Genomic DNA, 20,461 nt, shown 5'->3' on the forward strand with positions numbered 1-20,461 from the left:
ATGGAGAAAAGGTTTACTATATTTGATTTTTTTTCAGAGGCATTTAACACATTTTCCATTATGGTGATCTGTATTGCATTTACGGCCCGTTTTGTGGGAAAGGACGCCGGTGCCATTTCATCGCTTTACAGTTTTGGAAGTGACGGTATAGCGGTTTATACAATAGTTCAATTCCTGCTGGTATCTCTGGTTATGGAAGGTTCAAAAGTATTTTGGTTTTCTGAAAAGCTGCTTAAACATATGACTGCATTTTGGAGAACAGTGGGCATGGTATTATCGGTAATACCGATAATTACCGTTTTTGCCGGTGTATTTGACTGGTTCCCTCTTAATAACCTGTATGCCTGGTGCGGTTTTCTGACAGCCTTTTCCAGCTGCTTTGCTCTGAGCCTGCTGGTAATATATATAAAGACAAAACTGGAAAACAAAAAGATTGAGAAAGGCTTTGAACGTTACCGTAAAGAGCATGGATTGGAGGAAGATGATGAACAGTCTTGAGATTGAGAAGCTGGAAAAAATATTCGGAGAAAAAAAGGTTCTGGATAATATCTGCCTGACTGTGGCCTGCGGAGAACTTTTTGGACTGCTGGGGCCTTCGGGAGCAGGTAAGACCACCCTGATCAAAATATTGACGGGACAGTTGAAGTATGGCGGGCAGGCCAGGGTATTGGGAAAGGACTGCAGCAGGTTCGGCAATGAAATTTATTCGAAAGTCGGGATGGTACTGGACAATTGCGGAGTATATGAAAGATTGGACTGCTATGACAATATGAAGCTGTTTGCCCGGATATACAGGATTGATAATCGGACAATCCATTCTGTCCTAAAAAGGGTTGGGCTGTCGGAAGCCGTGAAAACGCCTGCGGGACGGTTGTCAAAAGGCATGCGGCAGAGATTGCTGCTGGCCAGGGCAGTGCTTCATAAACCGGAAATTTTATTTCTGGATGAGCCCACAGGCGGTTTGGACCCTGCGACGGCCCAGGAAATCCACGAATATCTGAATGAACTTAAAAATGCGGGAACAACTATATTCCTGACAACTCACAATATGGAAGAAGCCTATAAGCTATGTGATAATATTGCTTTGCTGAACGAAGGAAAAATTGTTGAATACGGAGTTCCCGGAGAGTTATGCCGGAAATACAACCGGGAAAATACGGTTGAAATTATATTTAAGAATGGGGAGACAGTCAGGATTCCAAACAGTTCAGCTTCAGCAGAAAAAATAGCCTCATATTTCAGTGAAGATAAGGTGGAGGCCATCCATTCCTCCGAACCCAATCTCGGAACTGTATTTATGAAATTGACGGGGAGGGGCTTGAACCTATGATTCAGATAAACCATATGACTGCCATACTGGCAAAAGATATAAAAGATGTGATCAGGAATATCCAGGTGCTTGTTTTGTTTATTGTATATCCGGCTGTGGCCTTTATAATGACACAATCCATTGGAGGAGAAAAGTTATTTTTCATCGGAGTGTTTGCAACAATGCATTTCGTGTTTACACCTATTGTAGTGGCAGCAAGCATGATTGCCGAGGAAAAGGAGAAAAATACACTGCGTGTGCTAAGGATGTCGGGCATTTCATCCCTGGAATTCTTTTTGAGCACGGCAGTATTTGTGGTGGTTCTGGACTGCTTGACCGGAAGTTCTTTTTTATTAATGCAGGGAGACGGCTCAATCAATGTGGGGGTGTTTTACTCTGCCGCAATTTTCGGAAGTGTCATATCGGTATTGATAGGAATGTGCGTGGGAACCTATTCAAAGAGTCCCAGTGCTACAAACGGTCTTGCGGTGCCGCTGGGAATGATCTTTTCCTTTCTTCCCATGCTTTCATACTTTAATAAAAATCTGGAGAGCATATCAAAATACCTTTTTGGGCAGCAGATACAGTATTTGATAGGGGGACAGAGGTGGACGGCAGAGGCTGTTATTATCTGTTCAATAAATTTTATAATAGTCACAGGGCTTTATATACTGCTTTACAGAAGGGCAAAAACAGACGAGTAAATTAATAAGAATAATAAGAATAATAAGCATAATAAGAATTACAAACTTACAAAAATCACATGGAGAAATTAATGAATTATATTATCAAGCCCGGTAAAAACCTTGCGGCAGTATCTGATACCGTAAAGGCCGAAAATCATAAGCACTGGATGCTGCAGCTGTTCCTTAGCTGTGCCGGGAACCTGGATATCAATGTTGAAGGAAAGGAAATATCCTGCAAATGCATAGTTGTTGATATGGCTGCCCGGCATGAATTTAAAACGGGTGAAAAGGTACATTTTACAATTCTTATGGAACCTACCACTGAAACGGCCAGACAGATAAGAAGGGATTTCCTGGAGAATAAGCCGTACTTTATCCTGCCCGGTGAAACGGCTGACCGGCTTCAAAAGCAAATAAACGGGATATTGGGAACAATGAATAAAGACAATCTGCTGGGATTTATAGATGGGGTATATGAGATTTTTCATACCGGTAAATCCTTGCCTGACTTTGATGTAAGAATATATGAATTGTTGAAGCTGCTTGAAGCATGTAAGTATGATCAGGGAAAATATAATTTAAGGTATTTTTCGGATAAATTGTCACTTTCGCCCAGCAGGCTGGCGCATCTTTTTAAGGAGCAGACCGGGATACCTCTGAAGAGCTATATGGTGCTGAATAAATTACTCAGGGCTTACACAGTGCTGTTCGAAGGCAGTAATATAACCCAAGCTGCCATGGCAGCAGGGTTTGATACTCCTGCACATCTGGCCCGCACAAACAGGGATATGACAGGCATGTCGGCAAGCGGTATTCTAAAAGACAGCGAGTTTTTAAAAGTTTTTTTCTGATTTGTGTGATACCATATAGCCAAACTTGAAGGGAGGTCAATATGGATGAATAATTATCTGGAAAAAACAAGAATGCTTGATTATGGAAACAAAGCTGTTCAAGAGCTGATACAGGGCCGGGGATGGGCTTCAATGGACACCTTCAATAAAATCCGGGAAATATATAATTTTGTGAGAGATGAGATTAAGTTCGGTTATAATACCGATGACAATATACCTGCCTCAAAGGTACTTGCCGACGGTTATGGACAGTGCAATACAAAAGGGACCCTGTTTATGGCAATTCTGCGGGCTGTTGGAGTTCCCTGCCGGATGCATGGTTTTACCATTAATAAGGAACTGCAGTTTGGCGCCATGACAGGCATAATTTACAGATTAGCGCCAAAGAGTATCATTCATAGCTGGGTTGAGATACTATACGAAGGTAAATGGTTCAACCTGGAAGGTTTTATTCTGGATCAAAAATACCTGTCCAGTCTTCAGAAAAAATTCGATAACTGTCAGGGCAGCTTTTGCGGCTACGGAGTTGCGGTCGAAGATTTTAAAAATCCCCACATTGAGTGGAATGGCAATGACACCTACATTCAAAAGGAAGGTATTAACAATGATTTCGGTGTTTTTGACAATCCCGACAGGTTTTTTTTGGAGCATTCCCAGCAGTTAAGCCCTATAAAAAAAGTGATATTCAGGTACGTCGGAAGGCAGCTGATGAACCGCAATGTTGAGAAAATCCGTAATTTTTAAGCTAAATGCCTATTGAAGCATATTTAGTTGTATTGTCTTTTCATACCCTCTATTGACAATGCACAATACGTGTTATACGTTGTCAATAGAGGGTATGAAATCACAGGGCTATTTCCTCTCCGTCCCGGGGTATAAATATCCTATCCTGCATATTATTTTCCAAAACATATCTGCCCAGGTCCTTTCTTGTGAGTATGCAGTGATTCCAGCTTTCCATGTGGACAGCGATTATTTTGGAGGCTGGGGAATGCCGGTATATTGCGGCAATATCTTCAATTCCCATGGTAATGGGTCTTCCGGAGGAGAAGGTGGCTTCTCCGGCGTTACATATAACTATATCGGGCTTATACCTGTCCAGTACCTTCCTTGTTGCCGAATAAAATATGCTGTCGCCGGTAATATAAACGGCAGACTCCCCGGTGGCGCTTATCACGAAGCCCGACACAGGTGCAAACATAAGGGCGGCTGCTCCGTGGCCGTGCCGGGCAGGAGTTCTGGCAATGCACATACCTTCCCAGTTGATGTGCCGGCATATGGCAGTAACATTTTCAAATCCGTAATTCAGTAATTTATCCCTGTCCCGGGGCTGACAGAAAATCTGCTTATCTCGGGGCAGCAATCTGGCGGCCGCTTCATCAAAATGGTCCCTGTGGGTATGGGTGACCAACACGGCATCACAAGCTGTCAGCATTTCCCCGGAAACAGGAAGCTCCACCAGAGGATTCCTGTTTTGACTTTCAGCAGGTTTTGCAGGTTCCATACTTCCCTTATCTGAAAAAACAGGATCAACCAGCAGCTTCCTCTTATTTATTCCAAGTATTATTGTGGCATGGCGCACAAGTCTAAAATACATATATTTATCAGCCTTTCGATATGATATACTTAACAAAAATATATTTAATTTGATTATATAAAATTATAATGCAGGCAGCACTTTAATGGGCCAAGAGTTGAGGCTTGCATATTTTCAAAATTCAAAATTTATTGGCGGATTTGTTGAGTTTATAAAGGCCAAATTAACCTCCTTTATTCGCCACATTGCGATAAAGGATATAAGTTTTCATTACATTTTGTGGCCACAAATGCGGCTCATGGAGGTTAGCTTGAAAGACTTCACTTGCGTTCGTCTTCCAAAACTAACCTGTGAATTTATGGCCGTGCGAAATATTCAAAGTATTTACCAATACTTTGAAAGCGCACATGGCCAATTAACCTCCTTTATTCGCCACATTGCGATAAAGGATATAGGTTTTCATTACAGTTTTGTGGCCGCTATGCGGCTCATGGAGGTTAATATGTTTGATGAAGTGGATATGGAAATAATTAAAATCCTGCAGAACAATTCACGAATGCAGCTGCAGGAGATTGGAAATATGGTTCATTTGACAGGACAGGCGGTCAGAAACAGAATTACACGTCTGGAAAAGCTCGGTGCCATTGAAGGCTATACTATAAAGACCAATATGGCAAAGCTTGGCCTGGGGCTGACCGCTTATGTCACTGTATACATGAAAACCAACAATCATGCGGCTTTTCATAAATATATAAGAGACAACACAATGATCACAGAAGCCCACAGGGTCAGCGGAGAGGGCTGTTACAGCCTGAAGGCCGAAGTTGCAAGCCATGGGATGCTGGAGGAGCTTCTGGACGGAATACTGCAATTTGGAAACTATAAGGTCAACCTGTCCATAAGCAGGATAAAGTAAAGCTACGGGAGATAATATATCTGGAAGGTTCGGATAACACACTGGATTGTCCGGCCGTTAAAAAGTAATTGACAAAAAAATTGCATACGGCATATAATATATAAAAGTTTTATTGGTAAGAATATTAATAATTTTATAGTTTCATGCAAAGACTGCGAAAAGAAGAGTAAGTACCGGATACATTTACAGAGAGTCCTGCTGCTGAGAGAGGATATGGTTTGAAGATACTGAACATGGTCTTGGAGTTGCGCACCGAACACATTTAGAATGAAGCCTGCCGTCATTATGAGGGCTGTGGGGATTTCGTGCCAGGCTGCGACGGTTTCGCCCGTTATAGTGATAGAGTATAAGGTAACAGGTCTTGCCCGGCAATTTCCGGAGCAGGAATTTGACCCGTACTCGATGAGGTTCCTGCCGTGAGGCCGGAACAAATTTGGAGTGGTAACGCGAAGTCATACTCTCGTCTCCGAAAATAATATTTTCGGAGGTGGGAGTTTTTTTATGCATATGAAAATATATATTTTTAAATTATGTTAAAGGAATTTGCAGACCGTATAGAACGGTTTGGGCCGCCATTGAGGCTCAAAGCCATAACATGGCTTACATAGGTTAGCTTGAAAGATTTAATTACTGTTTGTGGCCACAAATGTGGCTCATGGAGGTCAATATGAACAACGGAGATTGCAGAAATATTTTGATCGGAGGCGCATGGCCTTACGCAAACGGCTCACTTCACATAGGGCGTGTCTCTGCGCTCATACCCGGAGATATACTGGCAAGGTATCACAGGGCAATAGGAGACAGGGTTTTCTATGTATCGGGCAGTGACTGCCACGGTACGCCTGTGGCCATAAGGGCAAGGCAGGAAGGGAAAACTCCCGGGGAAATCAGCGACCATTACCACGAGGAATTCAAGGAGTGCTTTGACCGGCTTGGTTTTACCTATGATTTATACGGCAAGACTTCCTCGGAAGAGCATAAAAATTTTGTAAAAGAGTTTCATAAAACCATGTATGATGGGCGATACATCTATGAAAAGAATGTACCCCAGGCATACTGCAGCACCTGTAAGAGTTTTCTGGCCGACAGGTTTGTTGAGGGCATATGCCCCGAGTGCCGACAGGAGGCCAGAGGGGATCAGTGCGATGCCTGCGGAAAGCTGCTGGAACCGGAACTGCTCGAAAATCCCAGATGCTCGGTATGCGGTACAACTCCCGAGTTCAGGGAGAGCAGACACCTTTATATCGCACTTTCCTGGCTGGAGGAGGAAATCAATGCATATATAGGCAGCCACCCCGGCTGGAGAAAAAATGCCCTGGCATTCTCAAAGAAATATATCAATGAAGGCCTGAGGGACAGAGCCGTTACAAGGGATCTGGACTGGGGGATAGACGTCCCCAATCCGGATTTTGAAAACAAGAAAATCTATATCTGGGCCGAAAATGTTCTGGGCTACCTGTCAGGCAGCTATCAGACGGCCCTGAAAAGAGGTGACGACTTTAATGAATTGTGGTTTGGGAATAATACAAAACACTACTATGTACATGGCAAAGACAACATACCCTTTCACTCCATCATACTTCCTGGTCTGCTGCTGGCAAACGGCAAAGGCTGGCATTTGCCCGATGAAATTGTATCCTGTGAATATCTGACCCTGGAGGGCAGAAAAATCTCCACCAGCAAAAATTATGCCGTATGGGTCAGGGAGATGCTGGACAGTTTCGACCCCGATTCCATAAGATATTTTCTGATTACAAACGGGCCTGAAAAAAGAGACACCGATTTTACCTGGAGGGAGTTTGTAAACAGTCATAACGGGGAATTGCTGGGAGCGTACGGAAACTTTGCAAACAGGAATCTGGCATTCATAACGAAATATTACGGCGGTGCAGTGCCGGAAGGTATCCTGGATACTGAAATCTTTGCAAAGCTTAATGCCTTGTTCGCGGATACGGGAGAAAGGATTGAAAAGGGGGCCTTTAAGGAAGCCCTGGACGGAATATTTGAATCGGTAAGGTGGTCAAATAAATATTTTGATTCTCAGAAGCCGTGGGAGACAAGGACTGTCACTCCCCGGAAATGTGAGGATACACTTTTCAACTGTGTGCAGCTCATAGCAAACCTGGCAGTCCTTTTAAAACCCTTTCTTCCTTTTTCCTCGGCGAAGGTGCAGGGGTGGCTGGGATTAAACGACCTCTGGAAACCGCAATTTGTAGCCTCCGGCTATTCCTTGCCCGAAACGGAAATTTTATTTGAAAGAATTGATAAAAGCCGTGCCGACGAGGAATTGGAAAAACTGAAGGTACTTACAGGCTGATTGGCAAAAGGACACTTATCCCGGCTGTTCAGATCCCGCCGCCGAAGGTGAGGACCAGCAGGACTGCGTTGGCTGCAATTATTATGCCCGCAATGATCCAGCCTGCTATATTGGTCATTGATTTATTAACCAGGGAACCCATCAAATCCTTGCGTCTTGTTATCAAAAGCATTGGAATAATTGCAGCCGGGAGTATGAAACTCAGCACTACCTGGCTGAATACCAGTGCCTGCATGGGGTTGATGCCCAGAATAATTATCAGCATGGCCGGCAGCATGGTCACCAGCCTTGTTACGTTATCACTTATTTTAAGTCCTACAAAGCCCTGCATTATGGTTGTGCCGGCCATGGTCCCCACCACCGAAGAGGACAGTCCCGAAGCGATGAGAGCCAGCCCGAAAGCTCCGCTTGAAGCGGCCCCCAGCAGAGGGGCCAGGGATTGGTGTGCCTGCTCTATGGTTTCGACAGCCATTCCGTTTTTATAAAATACGGCTGCCGAAACTATTACCATTGCGGCATTTATGACGAAGGCTATATTCATGGCTATGGTTATATCTATCCTTTCCATCTTCAAATGCTTTTTCTTCTGCTGCTCGGTCAGGTTTTCGTTTCTCTGCTGCACCAGCTGCGAGTGCAGGTAAATGACATGGGGCATGACGGTGGCACCCAGCATGCCAACGGCAATCATCACAGCTTCGCCGTTGGGCAGTGACGGCATCAACACATGAAGACCTGCCTGTGCCCAATCAGGTTTTGCCAGAAACAGCTCAAGAGTATATGCTACGCAAATCACAGCCACCAATACGGATATAACTGCTTCCAGCACTCTTTGGCCGTATTTGCCCAGGTAGACTATAAAAAAGGTCAGGAAAGCTGTTATGAGACCGGCCCAGGCCATGGGAATACGAAAAAGCAGATAAAGGCCAAGGGTACAGCCAAGAAATTCGGCAAGATTGGTTGCCATGGCTGCTATTTCGGCAACAACCCAGAAGCCCCAGTTGGCCTTCCTGGAAAATACTTTTCCGCACATCTGGGGAAGGTTATAGCCTGTTGCAATACCAAGTTTCGCAGAAAGTGACTGCAAAAAGATGGCCATAAGATTGCTCCATAGAATGACCCACACAAGATTATAATTAAACTTTGACCCGCCGCTGATATTTGTGGCAAAGTTTCCGGGGTCTACATAAGCTACACTTACAATAAAGGCAGGACCCAGAAATTTCAGCAGTGTTTGCACCTTGGAAAAGGGTTGAGCCTTTCTGGTGAATATTTTTTCAAAACCCAAAGAATCAGCCTGTGATCCGGCTGCGGGTATGTAACTTTCGTCCAGCATTTCAGCACCTCAAAGTATGTTTACAGCAAGCTAATAACTTTAGCTTAGACTAATTTCGTTTACCTAATCTAAAATATGTGTTGAATGAAGGAAGTGTTACATAATGATATCAGAAAAAATTGCGGCAGCAAAAAAGCCGCCTGTTTTGTACAGCCGGCTGAAAAATACTCATTAAGCCATGAATATCAGGCGACAATTTCAATATTTTCCTTCTTTTCCTGCTTCGACAGGTAATCCTGATAACTCATATCCCGGCAGGGATAATATTTCATATCCGATGGGTTTTTTACAAATAAATGATCGGAGAACAGGCAAACCCTTTTACCTTTTTCCTGGGAATAATAATCGCATAAACTGCAGTCCAACATTGGGCACACCTCCAAAAACTGAATCGTTAACAACCTAACACTAATTATAAAATTGCTGCGGCTGTTAACAATGCTTTTGTTTTTGTGCCCGGGACGAATATTTTTGCGGCAGTATTATTAATACGGTTTTTATGTGTGTTCTGAATTGAGCTTTATGAACTCGCTCAATTTTCTGCAGACTTCGGGATTGTTTATCAGAAACTTATTAAAGAGACCGATTTTGCTCAGGGTTGTCAGCGATACGTAATGCTCTATTAATTCCGTTTCGGTCAGTATATCCTCGGACACTCCCAGGTTGTTAAGGAATTCCTGAATAGTATTGTGCCGCTCCAAAAGAAACTTACCTATTTCACGTCCGTTTTCGGTAAGAAATATTATGCCGTATTTTTTATAATCCAGCAGTCCCAATTTACTCAGCTTTTGAACCATTTTTGTTGCTGATGGAGCGGCAACATTTAAGAGCTCTGAAAGGGTATTGACTCTCATATAGCCTTCCACAAGACTATTTCTGTAAATCATCTCAAGGTAGTCCTCCATAGCGGAAGTGAGGAGATTCTTGTTCTGTGAAAGGAGCTGGTAGCCGCGCACAGTATGAAATTTTGAGATTTCTTCCACCATGTATCACTATCCTTTTTTGCAGAGTTCCCATAATAAATATATTCAAAATCCCGGGAGATATAACTTGCATATTGGAATAAGCCATATTAAATTAACGCGCTGTGCCGGTTAATTTAATTTTTGCTTTACCTGTACGATTTTTTATATCAACTGGTAACTTCCGTACTAACTTCATGAAATAGGATGCACCCAAAACAATTACGAAAATTGTATCGCCTCATTAATAAAGCGATTTTGCCGTTGCTCAAACTCGACATCCTATCTCGATTTGAAGCTCAAAGCAGCGTCCTGCTGCTTTGCCGGCAAAACCGCTTTACCTTCGTCGACAATTTATCGCAATTGTTTTTAACCATGCATCCTATTTCATGAAGTTGTCCTCGCGTTACCAGTTGATTCTAATTAAATCTATTTGTAAAGCAAAATAGAAATTCAATTGGTACAGCGCGGCAATTTAACCCGGTGGCCGCACAATGCAAGACTTGAAATTGTATTTGCTTCTATAATATAATAAAATTAATTATGCTGGAAAGCAGAAGGGAATATATGGTACATGTAGTCCTGTCACTTGAAGGACATTTTAAAAAAAAATCAGAATAAACGGGGGAAATATGCTTTTAATATATAATGGAAAAATAATGACCATGACAGATACGGAATATGACAATGGATATATTTTATGCGATAAAGATAAAATAATAGCTGTGGGCTGTGATATGAATGAAATTGACGGACTTTTAACTTCTGAGGTGAACAAAATCGACTGCAGAGGAGGCTATGTGCTTCCGGGCCTCATAGACGCTCACAGCCATATCGGAATGTGGGAGGATGCCGTGGGCTTTGAAGGTGATGACGGTAACGAATCCACAGACCCTGTCACACCTCAGCTGAGAGCCATCGATGCTGTTTATCATGCCGACAGGGCTTTTGTAGAAGCCTATGAGGGGGGAGTTACCTCTGTTGTGACCGGTCCGGGGAGTGCAAATGTAATAGGCGGCCAGTTTGCTGCCGTCAAAACCTTTGGACGCAGTGTGGATGAGATGATAATAAAGCAGCCCGTTGCCATGAAGGTCGCTTTCGGAGAAAACCCGAAGACGGTTTATAATGAAAAGCACCAGTCACCTATGACGAGGATGGCAACAGCCGCAATTTTAAGAGAAAACCTCTTCAAGGCAAAGGAATATAAGGAACTCTGGGAGGAATACAAAAAAAATACCGCAGAACTGGATAAACCCGAATTTGATTTCAAACTTGAAGCCCTGGTTCAGGTGCTCAATGGCGAAATACCGCTCAAAGCCCATGCACACAGGGCTGATGACATTATTACCGCTATGAGGATTGCAAAAGAATTCAATTTGAATATTACCCTTGATCACTGTACCGAAGGTTATCTCATTAAGGATATTCTTGCAGAGGCCGGCCTGCCTGTTATTGTTGGCCCGATGCTGACTGACAGGTCAAAGATCGAACTTAGAAATCAGAACCTTAAAAATCCGGGCATACTATCAAAGTATGGTGTAAAAGTTGCCATAATGACCGACCATCCGTGTGTTCCGGTTCAACATCTATGCATGTGTGCATCTCTTGCTGTAAAAGAGGGCATGGAACCGAAGGAAGCGCTTAAGGCCATTACAATCAACGCCGCCGAAATAGTGGGAATCGCTGACAGGGTAGGCTCTCTTGAAAAAGGGAAGGATGCCGATATAGTCATTTATGACGGGAATCCCCTGGAAATGATGACAAAGGTTCAGAAGACCATAATAAACGGAACAGTGGTATATGAAAGGGTTCGCAATGATTAATACCGAAACGCATTCTTTCGAAGAAACCGTAGAGTTGGGAAAAAAATTCGGAAGGATACTTAAACCCGGTGACGTAGTTTGTCTGTCCGGGGATTTAGGCACGGGAAAAACGGCATTTACAAACGGAATAGCAAAAGAACTCGGCATAGATTCCTATATAACAAGCCCAACCTTCACATTGGTTAACGAATATCAGGGAAAGTATCCCCTGTACCACTTTGACGTATATAGAATAGCTGATCCCGAGGAGATGTTTGACATCGGCTTTGAGGAATACCTGAACGGAGAAGGGATCACCATTATAGAGTGGGGGGAATTGATATGGCCCATACTGCCCTCTGACATAATCAGGGTGAATATCGTAAAAAATTCCGGCAAGGGCCTGGACATCAGAGAGATATCTATAGACTTTATCGGCGGCAAGTATTCCGGGTATGAACTGAAAATCTAAAAACTGTTGGAAATTTACAGGGCCTGTCCGGCGGACCCTGCTCATATGGGATATGGAGGATTTAATGAAAATTCTAGCTTTGGATACATCAACTAATGCAGCTACTGCGGCAATACTTGAAGATGGCATAATAATAGGTGAATACAGCTGCAATAAGGGAAAGACCCATTCGCAGAGGCTGATGCCCATGATACAGAGCCTTCTTGACGCTGTTGGTTCAAGTGCCCTGGACATGGACGCCTTTGCAGCTTCCATCGGCCCCGGCTCCTTTACAGGTCTCCGCATAGGCGTCACCACGGTCAAAGCTATGGCTTTTGCAGCCCAAAAGCCCGTCATAAGCGTGTATACTCTGGATGCCCTGGCATATAATCTGGCAGCCTCAAAAGCCATAATCTGTCCTGTTATCGACGCCAGAAACGATCAGGTATTTACGGCTGTATATAAATTTTCTGGAGACAGACTGGAAAGGCTCACAGACTACCTTGGGATACATATTAATGAATTAGCGGATATTTTAGAGGCTATGGAAGGTGATGTGATTTTTCCGGGAGATGCCGCCTTCATGCATGAGGCTTTCTTCAGGGAAAGGCTGGGCAAGAGGGCTTCGGCAGCACCGTCCAATACAGCTCTTGCCAGAGCTTCATCAGTTGCCTTACTTGCAAAACAGGCTTTTGAGGAAGGCCTTTATGAAAACTGCTACGACATGAAGCCCTTCTATTTGAGAAAGTCACAGGCTGAAAGGGAGAAGGGTCAATAGAATGGTTAATAATATCGAAGTGGTTCAAATGACCCCGGAACATTTGGACGGCGTAATGATCATTGAGAACCTGAGCTTTAAGATACCCTGGTCCAGAAATGCCTTTATGGATGAACTTTCCACCAACCAGATGGCATTATATGTTGTGGCTGTTTCAGGCAGTGAGGTCATTGGTTACGGCGGTCTGTGGAGGATACTTGACGAGGGGCATATTACCAACATTGCAGTACATCCGGAATTCAGACGCTGCGGCGCAGGCTCGCGTATTCTGGATAAACTTTTGGAAATTTGTGACATCAACGGGATCAGAAGTCTTACTCTGGAAGTTAGAAAAAGCAACCTTCCTGCCCGGAAGCTATATGAGAAATACGGCTTTAAAGCCGAGGGGCTCCGAAAGGGCTATTACTCCGACACGGGGGAAGATGCCCTGATTATGTGGAGACACACTGCCGGTTAAATTATATAATGAGCTGTTTGAGCGGTTTCACATTGAGAAGCCGCTCAAAAAATACGAATGTTTTTATAACTATATTTATGTGTGCAAAGCATACAGATGGGAGAGTGTATGAAGCCAAAGGAACTTTCTTATAAGGATTTGGATTACAGGTGCGGTGAAGCCGTTTTTCCTTTCAAGAGTACTGCGGAGCTGGGAACTTTTGAGGGGATAATAGGTCAGGAGAGAGCCTCTAAAGCTATGAAATTTGGCCTCAAAATGAAAATGAGAGGTTACAACATATACATGTCGGGTCCCACGGGCACGGGAAAAACAAGCTTTGCAAAGCAGATAGTGAATGAAATGGCCTCAACAATGAGCGTTCCAGATGACTGGTGTTATATATATAACTTCACAAAGCCGAATCAGCCCATGGCGATAAAGCTTCCTGCCGGAATGGGCAAGGAATTTCAGGCTGATATGGAAGCCTTCGTAAAAGTGATCAAGCAGGAGATAGTGAATGCTTTTGACAATGATCAATACGAGAAGGAAAAGGCTGAGATCATGGAGGAGTATGAAAGTAAAAAGGATGAACTGCTGGATAAGCTCAGCGAGGATGCTGAAACCCATGGTTTCAAGGTAAATACAGGTACCGCCGGAATATACTTTTTGCCCATCGTGGAAGGCAAAGCCATCAGTGAAGAGGAATTTGAAAATCTGGATGATAATATCAAGGAAGAAATAAATGAGAAAACAAATATCCTCCAGCAGGACACTCTTGAAATAATAAGAAAACTCAAAAACAACGAGAAAGAAACAAAGCAAAAGGTATCGGAGTGGGAAAACAAAATTGCGCTTCTGGCACTTGGAGTACAGATGAATGACCTGAAGGAGAAGTATAGGAAGTTTGACGTCATCATGGAATATCTGGATAATGTCCAGAAGGATATACTGGATAACCTTGACGACTTCCAGGAGGAAGAGGTCAGCGAGGAGCAGCCCCAATTCATCATTCCCTTTATGCAAAAGGAAGAAACTCCGGTATACAAGTACAAGGTAAACGTACTGGTGGACAACAGCAGTCTTAAGGGTGCGCCGGTTATTATAGATTTCAATCCCACCTATCCCAATCTGATAGGTAAAATAGAGTACGAAAACGAATTCGGTTCTGTCTCAACCGATTATACAAAAATCAAGCCGGGCCTGTTTCACCTGGCCAACGGCGGGTATCTCATACTTCAGGCAAAAGATGTACTGGGCAACCCCCAGGCCTATGAGGCAATAAACAGGGTGCTCAAAACAAAGAAAATAAACATTGAAAATATGAAGGACCAGGCGGGAGTGGTCGCAGTGCCGGCATTGAAACCTCAGCCCATTCCGGTGGACATAAAGGTTATTCTGGTTGGGAATACTCAGATATATCAGCTTTTATACGAGTATGAAGAGGATTTCAGAAAACTGTTCAAGGTCAAGGTTGATTTTGACGAGGAGATGGAGCGCAGCGAAGAAAATATATTGAAGCTGTCATCGTTCATCAGCGGTTTTTGCAGAAAGGAAGAAACTCTTCATTTTGACAGATCCGGTGTAGCCAGGGTTGTGGAGTACGCTTCCTGGCTTGTGGAAGATCAGAACAAGCTCACTACCAGATTCAATGATATTGTTGAAATCCTGTGTGAGGCCTGTATGTGGGCCGAGGATGAACGGGCCAGATTTGTAAAGGCAAAGCATGTAAAACAGGCTATAGTCGAGAAGGCCGCCCGGTGTGACCGGGTTGACAAAAAAATGCTGGAAATGCTTGAGGACGGAACCATAATGGTGGACACCAACGGCGAAGAAATAGGCCAGATAAACGGTCTTACGGTTATGGACATGGGGGACTATTCCTTTGGGAAGCCGTCAAGAATCACCGCTTCCACCTATATTGGAGAAAGCGGTATTGTAAATGTGGAAAGGGAGGTTGATTTGAGCGGAACCTCACACAGCAAGGGAGTTCTGATACTTAGCGGATACATAGGACAAAAATATGCACAGGATTTCCCACTGTCACTTACCGCCAGCCTATGTTTCGAGCAGCTGTACGGAGGGGTTGACGGAGACAGTGCTTCAAGTGCGGAATTGTATGCTATTTTGTCCAGCCTTGCAGAGGTACCCATAAAGCAGTATATTGCAGTGACGGGTTCGGTGAATCAAAAAGGAGAAATCCAGCCCGTAGGCGGTGTTTCATATAAAATAGAAGGCTTCTTTGAATTGTGCAGGCACAGGGGACTTGACGGGAAACATGGAGTAATAATACCTCACCAGAATTGCAGAAACCTTGTCCTCAATGAAGAAGTTGTTGATGCGGTACGAAAAAAACTGTTCCATATATACCCCGTTAAAACAATTGATCAGGGAATACAATTGCTGACAGGGTTGGAGGCCGGGGATAAAAATACCGACGGCAGCTATAAAAAAGGAACGGTCAATTATCTGGTCAACAGCAAGCTGGAGAAGTTTGCAAGAACTGTTATGAATACTGCCGGAAGGAGAAAATAATTTCAGACAAATTTAAGATTCGAACGTAACTATTATATACTGCGAACATGAGTTGCATGGCATTTTTCTGTGTAAAGGGGGTGTATCGAGCTTTGGTGCTTACAGATGCAGAACTGGTATCCCGATGTATAGACGGTGATAGTAGTGCGTTTGAAGAAATAGTGATAAGATATAAAAAACTGGTTTACAGTGTTGTATATAAGATGATATCGGATAAAGAAGAAGTCAACGATGTATCCCAGGAGGTTTTTATCAGATTATACAAATCTCTTCACAAATATAATCCGGAATACAAAATGTCAACATGGATAGTAAAGATTACTTCTAACTTGTGTCTGGACACCTTAAGAAAGAAAAAACAGGATACTGTTACACTGGATGATGCCATCGGGGTTTCAAGCGATATAGATACACCTGAACAAACCTTGATAAAAAATCAAAGGTCGCAATTGATTAACAAAGCTATTAATGAATTACCTGAAAAATATAGAATACTGATAATTCTTTTTCATAACAACGGAATGTCCTATGAGGAAATGACAAAGGTATTGAATGAGCCCATGTCCATAATAAAAAACCGGCTTTACAGGGCGAGGCTCATGTTAAAGGAAAAACTTGATAGTGCAAGAAAGGAGGAGGTATTATGAAATGTAACGAATCACGGGATTATATGATGAAATTCTTCGATAGAAATATCAACGACATTGAAGAGGCCCAGTTAAAACAACATATCAAAAGCTGCACAAAGTGTTCTGAAGAATTTTCAGCCCTGAGTGAAATATTTTCTGAAATAGAGCAAGACTTGGCAATTGAGCCTCCGGAGGATTTTGAACTACAGGTTATGAGCAGGCTGGAAAGAGAAGTGGTAATGTATACCAAACCTGCCGAAAAAAATACATTTGTATATGATATTTTATTGGTTGCGGTATCCTTTATCTTTGTGATTTTATTCGGAGGGATCCTTTACGAAGCTGTAAAGTACCCGCTTGGCTTTTTTCAGAATGTACAGATTGCAACCGATCTTGCAAAGGAATTTTTCTCTGCCGCGGTTACGATGGCAAAAGGGATTGGTATTGCTGTGATGGGTGTTGCCGCATCCGTTTACAGGACTTATTATTACTTGTACATTTTACTTGGAGTCCTGCTGCTGGTCATTCAGGGAGTATTTATAAGAATGGTCAGAGAGGGTAATGGTGCGGTACAATGAAAAAAACGATTAAACTTGTGCTGGTATTGCTCATATTCACATTATTGATTCCGGGTGTGGTGCTGGCCGCCAGGAATGATCTGACCATCAGCAACCTTATAATATTGGAAGATAAAAACATAGATGGTATAAGCTGCGGAAATGTCACTGTTGTTCTGGGTTCCACCGACATAAAGTCAAATGTGCTCGGAAGTGTGATAGTTGTATTCGGAAAAGCCAATATAAGCGGAAAAGTGAACGGTGACGTTGTTTCAGCCTTCGGTGAAGTTTATCTGAAAGGCGATACCGAGGTAATGGGAAATTTGGTTTCGCTGGGGAAGCTTGAAAAAGACAGTGATGTAAAAATCAGAGGAACCAAAGTCTCAATGAACTTCGACTTTATCTCAATGTTCAAATCAAACGGAATATTGATCAATGCACTTATAGCAGGCTCAGTGTTCACACTTGTGGCAGGTCTTATATTGATAACCATATTTGCCGCCAGATTCAGAGTAATGTCATATTCGCTGAATAACGCCCTGCCCAGGCGGATGGTGCTGGGAGCACTGGTTGTAGTGAGTATCACCATAGTCCTTGCATTCCTCATTTTCCTGCTGGTGGCTCCTGTTTTATACCTTCTGTTTATACTGCTGGCCGATATTATCGGCAGCATATATCTTGGAACGGTTATATTCAAAAACAATTATGACAGATCTGCCATTTACATTGAGTTCTTTGTGGGACACATACTCATCAGCATTATAAAAATAGTGCCTTTGATATTTATCCCTTCAGGTTCCTATACGGCACTGATGATTTATGGGATATGTTATGTCATAGTTCAATTGTCCCTTTCCTCCTTTGGTATCGGAACGGTGATAGATACCGGTTTTGGCAAGAATACGGAGCTTTTAAGGAAAAGCGGCAAGGTATGATCGGTAAAATTTTTTACTTGAAAATTGATCAGGTAAACAGCACAATGCGTTAATTTATTTCCCCCGCAATTTAAAGTTTGATTTGTTTGGCTTTTATTTGGTATAATACTATATATACAGTTGTCAAGATAAATAGACGGGGGAGCGAAAGATGATTTCAAATAAAGTCGTTATAAATTGTCCATCAGGTTTGGATTCAAAAGCAGCAGCATTGCTTGTACAAAAGGTATCAAAATACAGCTCAAACATCTGGCTCGAAAAGGGAGAGAGAAGAGCCAATGCGAAAAGTCTACTCGGCTTGCTTTCGTTAGGAGTTGAAAGACAGGCAACAATAACAGTTATCACTGATGGGGAAGATGAAGAAAAGGCCTCCAGAGAGATTTCGGAATATTTCTCCACTGGATTTTAATTAATTTGTAATCTAGACTATATTTAAATATGCAACATAAACAGTTGTGGCTTTTGCGAACCTGTGAGTTCGCACAAACCACTTTTTGTTTATGTTAAGGAATTTGACAAGGTGTAAATGCAGGTGTTTTAATTACTATTTTCCGGCGTGCACGGCACGCAGATGGGGACCAGGATGTTTGACATACAGGAAGAATTAAAAAAATTGCCCGACAAACCGGGTGTATATATAATGAAGGATGTTAACGGGATTGTTATATATGTAGGAAAGGCCGTGGTACTCAAAAACAGGGTAAGACAGTATTTCCAGAATTCTGCAAACCATCCTCCCAAAGTTTGTGCAATGGTTTCAAGAATTCATGAATTTGAGTATATTGTCACCGATACCGAAGTTGAAGCCCTGATGCTGGAATGCAATCTCATAAAGAAATACAAACCCAAATATAATATACTTCTCAAGGATGACAAGCATTACCCGTATATCAAGGTCACAATGAACGAACAGTACCCGCGTATTTTAAAAACGCGCAGGGTGGAAAAGGACGGTGCAAAATACTTCGGGCCGTATTCCAGTGCGTTTGCGGTCAATGATGCCATTGACACAATCAAAAAGCTTTTTCCCATAAAAACCTGCAACAGGAACCTTCCCAGGGATATAGGAAAATTCAGGCCCTGCCTGAACTATCACATCAGGCAGTGTCTGGGCCCCTGCCAGGGCGAGGTGAACAGGGAAGAATACAGGAATATGATGAAAAAGATTTGTTCCTTTCTGGGAGGCCAGTACGATGAGATCCTGAACGATCTCAAGGGCCAGATGGAGACTGCCGCGCAAAACCTGGAGTTTGAAAAGGCGGCACAGCTGAGAAACAAGATCAACAGCATCGTCCAGCTCTCAGAAGCGCAGAAGGTACTGTCGGCAGACGGACAGGACAGGGATATCATCGGCTTTGCGCAGAATGCTACCGACCTGTGTATTCAGGTATTCTTTGTGAGGAACGGCAGAGTGGTGGGAAGAGAGCATTTTGTTTTTGAAGGAGAGGGAAATGAGGATGTGGGATACTCTCTTTCAACCTTTATAAAGCAGTTTTACAATACGGTGCAGTTTGTGCCTTCAGAGATAGTTATACCGCAGGAAATAGAGGACAGCAGTATCATAGAGCAATGGCTTACCGGAAAGAGGGGATTAAAAGTAAGTCTGAGGGTTCCTCAGAGGGGTGAACTTGTAAAATTTGTAAAAATGGTTGTACAAAACGCAGAAATATCTCTTAAATTGTATGGTGAGCGTCTCAGGCGGGAAGGCTCTATTCATGAGGAGGGCCTGAAGGAACTCACAAAAGCCCTCAGGCTTGAATGCATTCCCGACAGGATAGAATCCTATGATATATCCAATACGGGTTCTTCGGAAATAGTTGCATCAATGGTGGTGTTTGAAAACGGCAGGCCCGCAAGGGATGAGTACAGAAAATTCAAAATGAAGTCGGTTGAGGAACAGAACGATTATGCAAGTATGCAGGAAACTCTGTACAGAAGACTGTCACGGGCCAGAAGAGAGTCCGAGGGAGAGGCTGGGCATGCCAAATTTTCAAAGCTGCCCGACCTTATTCTGGTGGACGGAGGGCTTGCCCATGTCAATGCCGCACAGCAGATAGCCGATGAACTGGGTTTTGATCTGGTCATAGCAGGTATGGCAAAGGATGACCGCCACAGAACCAGGGCTCTGGTTTACAAGGGCAGCGAGTATGAACTGTCCTCAAACATGCCCATGCTGAGACTGATTACCGAGATTCAGGATGAAACACACAGGGTAGCAGTACAATATAACAGAAAGCTGAGGGAGAAGAGATACACACATTCCGAGCTGGATGATATTGAAGGCATAGGAGATACAAGGAAAAAGGCGCTTATAAGACATTTTAAATCCCTGGCTGCGGTTAAAAAAGCTGAAATATCCCAGCTGCTTGAAGTGGATGGAATAAATCAAAAGGTGGCCGGAAAAATTTATGAGTATTTCAGGAAGTAGGT

At 43.1% G+C, this 20,461-nt stretch carries 21 protein-coding genes; 17 read left to right on the top strand and 4 right to left on the bottom strand.

Annotated elements, in window-relative coordinates; all coding sequences use genetic code 11:
• The 5 genes from T344_RS0102360 to T344_RS0102380 all read left to right on the top strand — a co-directional run bounded on the left by T344_RS0102360 (position 1) and on the right by T344_RS0102380 (position 3,590).
• Entirely contained in the window at positions 1 to 498 is a 498-nt protein-coding gene (locus tag T344_RS0102360) for a hypothetical protein (RefSeq protein WP_027627374.1), read from the top strand.
• Entirely contained in the window at positions 446 to 1,330 is an 885-nt protein-coding gene (locus T344_RS0102365) for an ABC transporter ATP-binding protein (protein ID WP_340140754.1), read from the top strand. Before T344_RS0102360 ends, T344_RS0102365 begins: the two co-directional genes overlap by 53 nt.
• The gene (locus T344_RS0102370) at positions 1,327 to 2,013 is read left to right on the top strand and encodes an ABC transporter permease (RefSeq protein ID WP_027627376.1); all 687 of its coding nucleotides are present in this window, start codon (positions 1,327 to 1,329) and stop codon (positions 2,011 to 2,013) included. Before T344_RS0102365 ends, T344_RS0102370 begins: the two co-directional genes overlap by 4 nt.
• 71 nt (positions 2,014 to 2,084) lie before the next feature.
• Positions 2,085 to 2,846: a helix-turn-helix domain-containing protein gene (locus tag T344_RS0102375; RefSeq protein ID WP_027627377.1), complete on the top strand. Its 762-nt coding sequence runs from the start codon at positions 2,085 to 2,087 to the stop codon at positions 2,844 to 2,846.
• A 45-nt stretch (positions 2,847 to 2,891) separates the two neighbouring features.
• Complete coding sequence (locus tag T344_RS0102380; RefSeq protein WP_027627378.1) at positions 2,892 to 3,590, top strand: transglutaminase-like domain-containing protein; 699 nt, start codon at positions 2,892 to 2,894, stop codon at positions 3,588 to 3,590.
• Between the two features lie 100 nt (positions 3,591 to 3,690).
• Here the strand turns inward: T344_RS0102380 and T344_RS0102385 are convergent, their stop codons facing one another.
• Complete coding sequence (locus tag T344_RS0102385) at positions 3,691 to 4,443, bottom strand: MBL fold metallo-hydrolase (protein ID WP_027627379.1); 753 nt, start codon at positions 4,441 to 4,443, stop codon at positions 3,691 to 3,693.
• A gap of 442 nt (positions 4,444 to 4,885) precedes the next feature.
• On the opposite strand from T344_RS0102385, the gene T344_RS0102390 reads away from it, so the two are divergent.
• Entirely contained in the window at positions 4,886 to 5,299 is a 414-nt protein-coding gene (locus T344_RS0102390) for an Lrp/AsnC family transcriptional regulator (protein WP_027627380.1), read from the top strand.
• Positions 5,300 to 5,966: 667 nt separating this feature from the next.
• Positions 5,967 to 7,616, top strand: a complete 1,650-nt coding sequence (metG, locus tag T344_RS0102400) for a methionine--tRNA ligase (protein ID WP_027627381.1) — start codon at positions 5,967 to 5,969, stop codon at positions 7,614 to 7,616.
• Positions 7,617 to 7,644: 28 nt separating this feature from the next.
• On the opposite strand, the gene T344_RS0102405 is transcribed toward metG, so the two are convergent.
• The 3 genes from T344_RS0102405 to T344_RS0102415 all read right to left on the bottom strand — a co-directional run bounded on the left by T344_RS0102405 (position 7,645) and on the right by T344_RS0102415 (position 9,932).
• Entirely contained in the window at positions 7,645 to 8,949 is a 1,305-nt protein-coding gene (locus tag T344_RS0102405; protein ID WP_027627382.1) for an Nramp family divalent metal transporter, read from the bottom strand.
• 185 nt (positions 8,950 to 9,134) lie between these two features.
• Positions 9,135 to 9,317 (bottom strand): hypothetical protein, encoded by a 183-nt coding sequence (locus tag T344_RS0102410; protein ID WP_027627383.1) that lies wholly within the window; start codon positions 9,315 to 9,317, stop codon positions 9,135 to 9,137.
• Between the two features lie 129 nt (positions 9,318 to 9,446).
• Positions 9,447 to 9,932 carry a metal-dependent transcriptional regulator gene (locus T344_RS0102415; protein WP_027627384.1) on the bottom strand — a complete coding sequence of 162 codons (486 nt, stop codon included), beginning with the start codon at positions 9,930 to 9,932 and terminating at the stop codon, positions 9,447 to 9,449.
• A 611-nt stretch (positions 9,933 to 10,543) separates the two neighbouring features.
• Here T344_RS0102415 and T344_RS0102420 point away from each other — a divergent pair.
• From T344_RS0102420 to uvrC, 10 genes are all read left to right on the top strand, one after another.
• Positions 10,544 to 11,734 (top strand): amidohydrolase, encoded by a 1,191-nt coding sequence (locus T344_RS0102420; protein ID WP_027627385.1) that lies wholly within the window; start codon positions 10,544 to 10,546, stop codon positions 11,732 to 11,734.
• Positions 11,727 to 12,185, top strand: a complete 459-nt coding sequence (gene tsaE / locus T344_RS0102425) for a tRNA (adenosine(37)-N6)-threonylcarbamoyltransferase complex ATPase subunit type 1 TsaE (RefSeq protein WP_027627386.1) — start codon at positions 11,727 to 11,729, stop codon at positions 12,183 to 12,185. Before T344_RS0102420 ends, tsaE begins: the two co-directional genes overlap by 8 nt.
• A 64-nt stretch (positions 12,186 to 12,249) precedes the next feature.
• Positions 12,250 to 12,942: a tRNA (adenosine(37)-N6)-threonylcarbamoyltransferase complex dimerization subunit type 1 TsaB gene (gene tsaB, locus T344_RS0102430; protein ID WP_027627387.1), complete on the top strand. Its 693-nt coding sequence runs from the start codon at positions 12,250 to 12,252 to the stop codon at positions 12,940 to 12,942.
• A 1-nt stretch (position 12,943) separates the two neighbouring features.
• A complete protein-coding gene (gene rimI, locus T344_RS0102435) occupies positions 12,944 to 13,399 on the top strand; it encodes a ribosomal protein S18-alanine N-acetyltransferase (RefSeq protein ID WP_027627388.1) in 456 nt (151 codons plus the stop codon).
• 108 nt (positions 13,400 to 13,507) lie between these two features.
• Positions 13,508 to 15,910, top strand: coding sequence for an ATP-binding protein (locus T344_RS0102440; protein ID WP_027627389.1), 2,403 nt, complete (start codon positions 13,508 to 13,510; stop codon positions 15,908 to 15,910).
• Positions 15,911 to 16,005: 95 nt separating this feature from the next.
• Positions 16,006 to 16,557: an RNA polymerase sigma factor gene (locus T344_RS0102445; protein WP_242835013.1), complete on the top strand. Its 552-nt coding sequence runs from the start codon at positions 16,006 to 16,008 to the stop codon at positions 16,555 to 16,557.
• Positions 16,554 to 17,117, top strand: a complete 564-nt coding sequence (locus T344_RS0102450) for an anti-sigma factor family protein (RefSeq protein ID WP_027627390.1) — start codon at positions 16,554 to 16,556, stop codon at positions 17,115 to 17,117. The genes T344_RS0102445 and T344_RS0102450 overlap by 4 nt, the downstream gene beginning before the upstream one ends.
• Positions 17,114 to 18,031, top strand: coding sequence for a hypothetical protein (locus T344_RS0102455; protein WP_027627391.1), 918 nt, complete (start codon positions 17,114 to 17,116; stop codon positions 18,029 to 18,031). The genes T344_RS0102450 and T344_RS0102455 overlap by 4 nt, the downstream gene beginning before the upstream one ends.
• A 151-nt stretch (positions 18,032 to 18,182) precedes the next feature.
• Positions 18,183 to 18,440: an HPr family phosphocarrier protein gene (locus T344_RS0102460; protein ID WP_004628079.1), complete on the top strand. Its 258-nt coding sequence runs from the start codon at positions 18,183 to 18,185 to the stop codon at positions 18,438 to 18,440.
• 174 nt (positions 18,441 to 18,614) lie between these two features.
• The gene (gene uvrC / locus T344_RS0102465) at positions 18,615 to 20,459 is read left to right on the top strand and encodes an excinuclease ABC subunit UvrC (RefSeq protein ID WP_027627392.1); all 1,845 of its coding nucleotides are present in this window, start codon (positions 18,615 to 18,617) and stop codon (positions 20,457 to 20,459) included.
• The last annotated feature ends 2 nt before the right edge of the window (positions 20,460 to 20,461 follow it).

Origin of the sequence: Ruminiclostridium cellobioparum DSM 1351 = ATCC 15832, from assembly GCF_000621505.1 — a bacterium.
Lineage (GTDB): Bacteria > Bacillota > Clostridia > Acetivibrionales > DSM-1351 > Ruminiclostridium > Ruminiclostridium cellobioparum.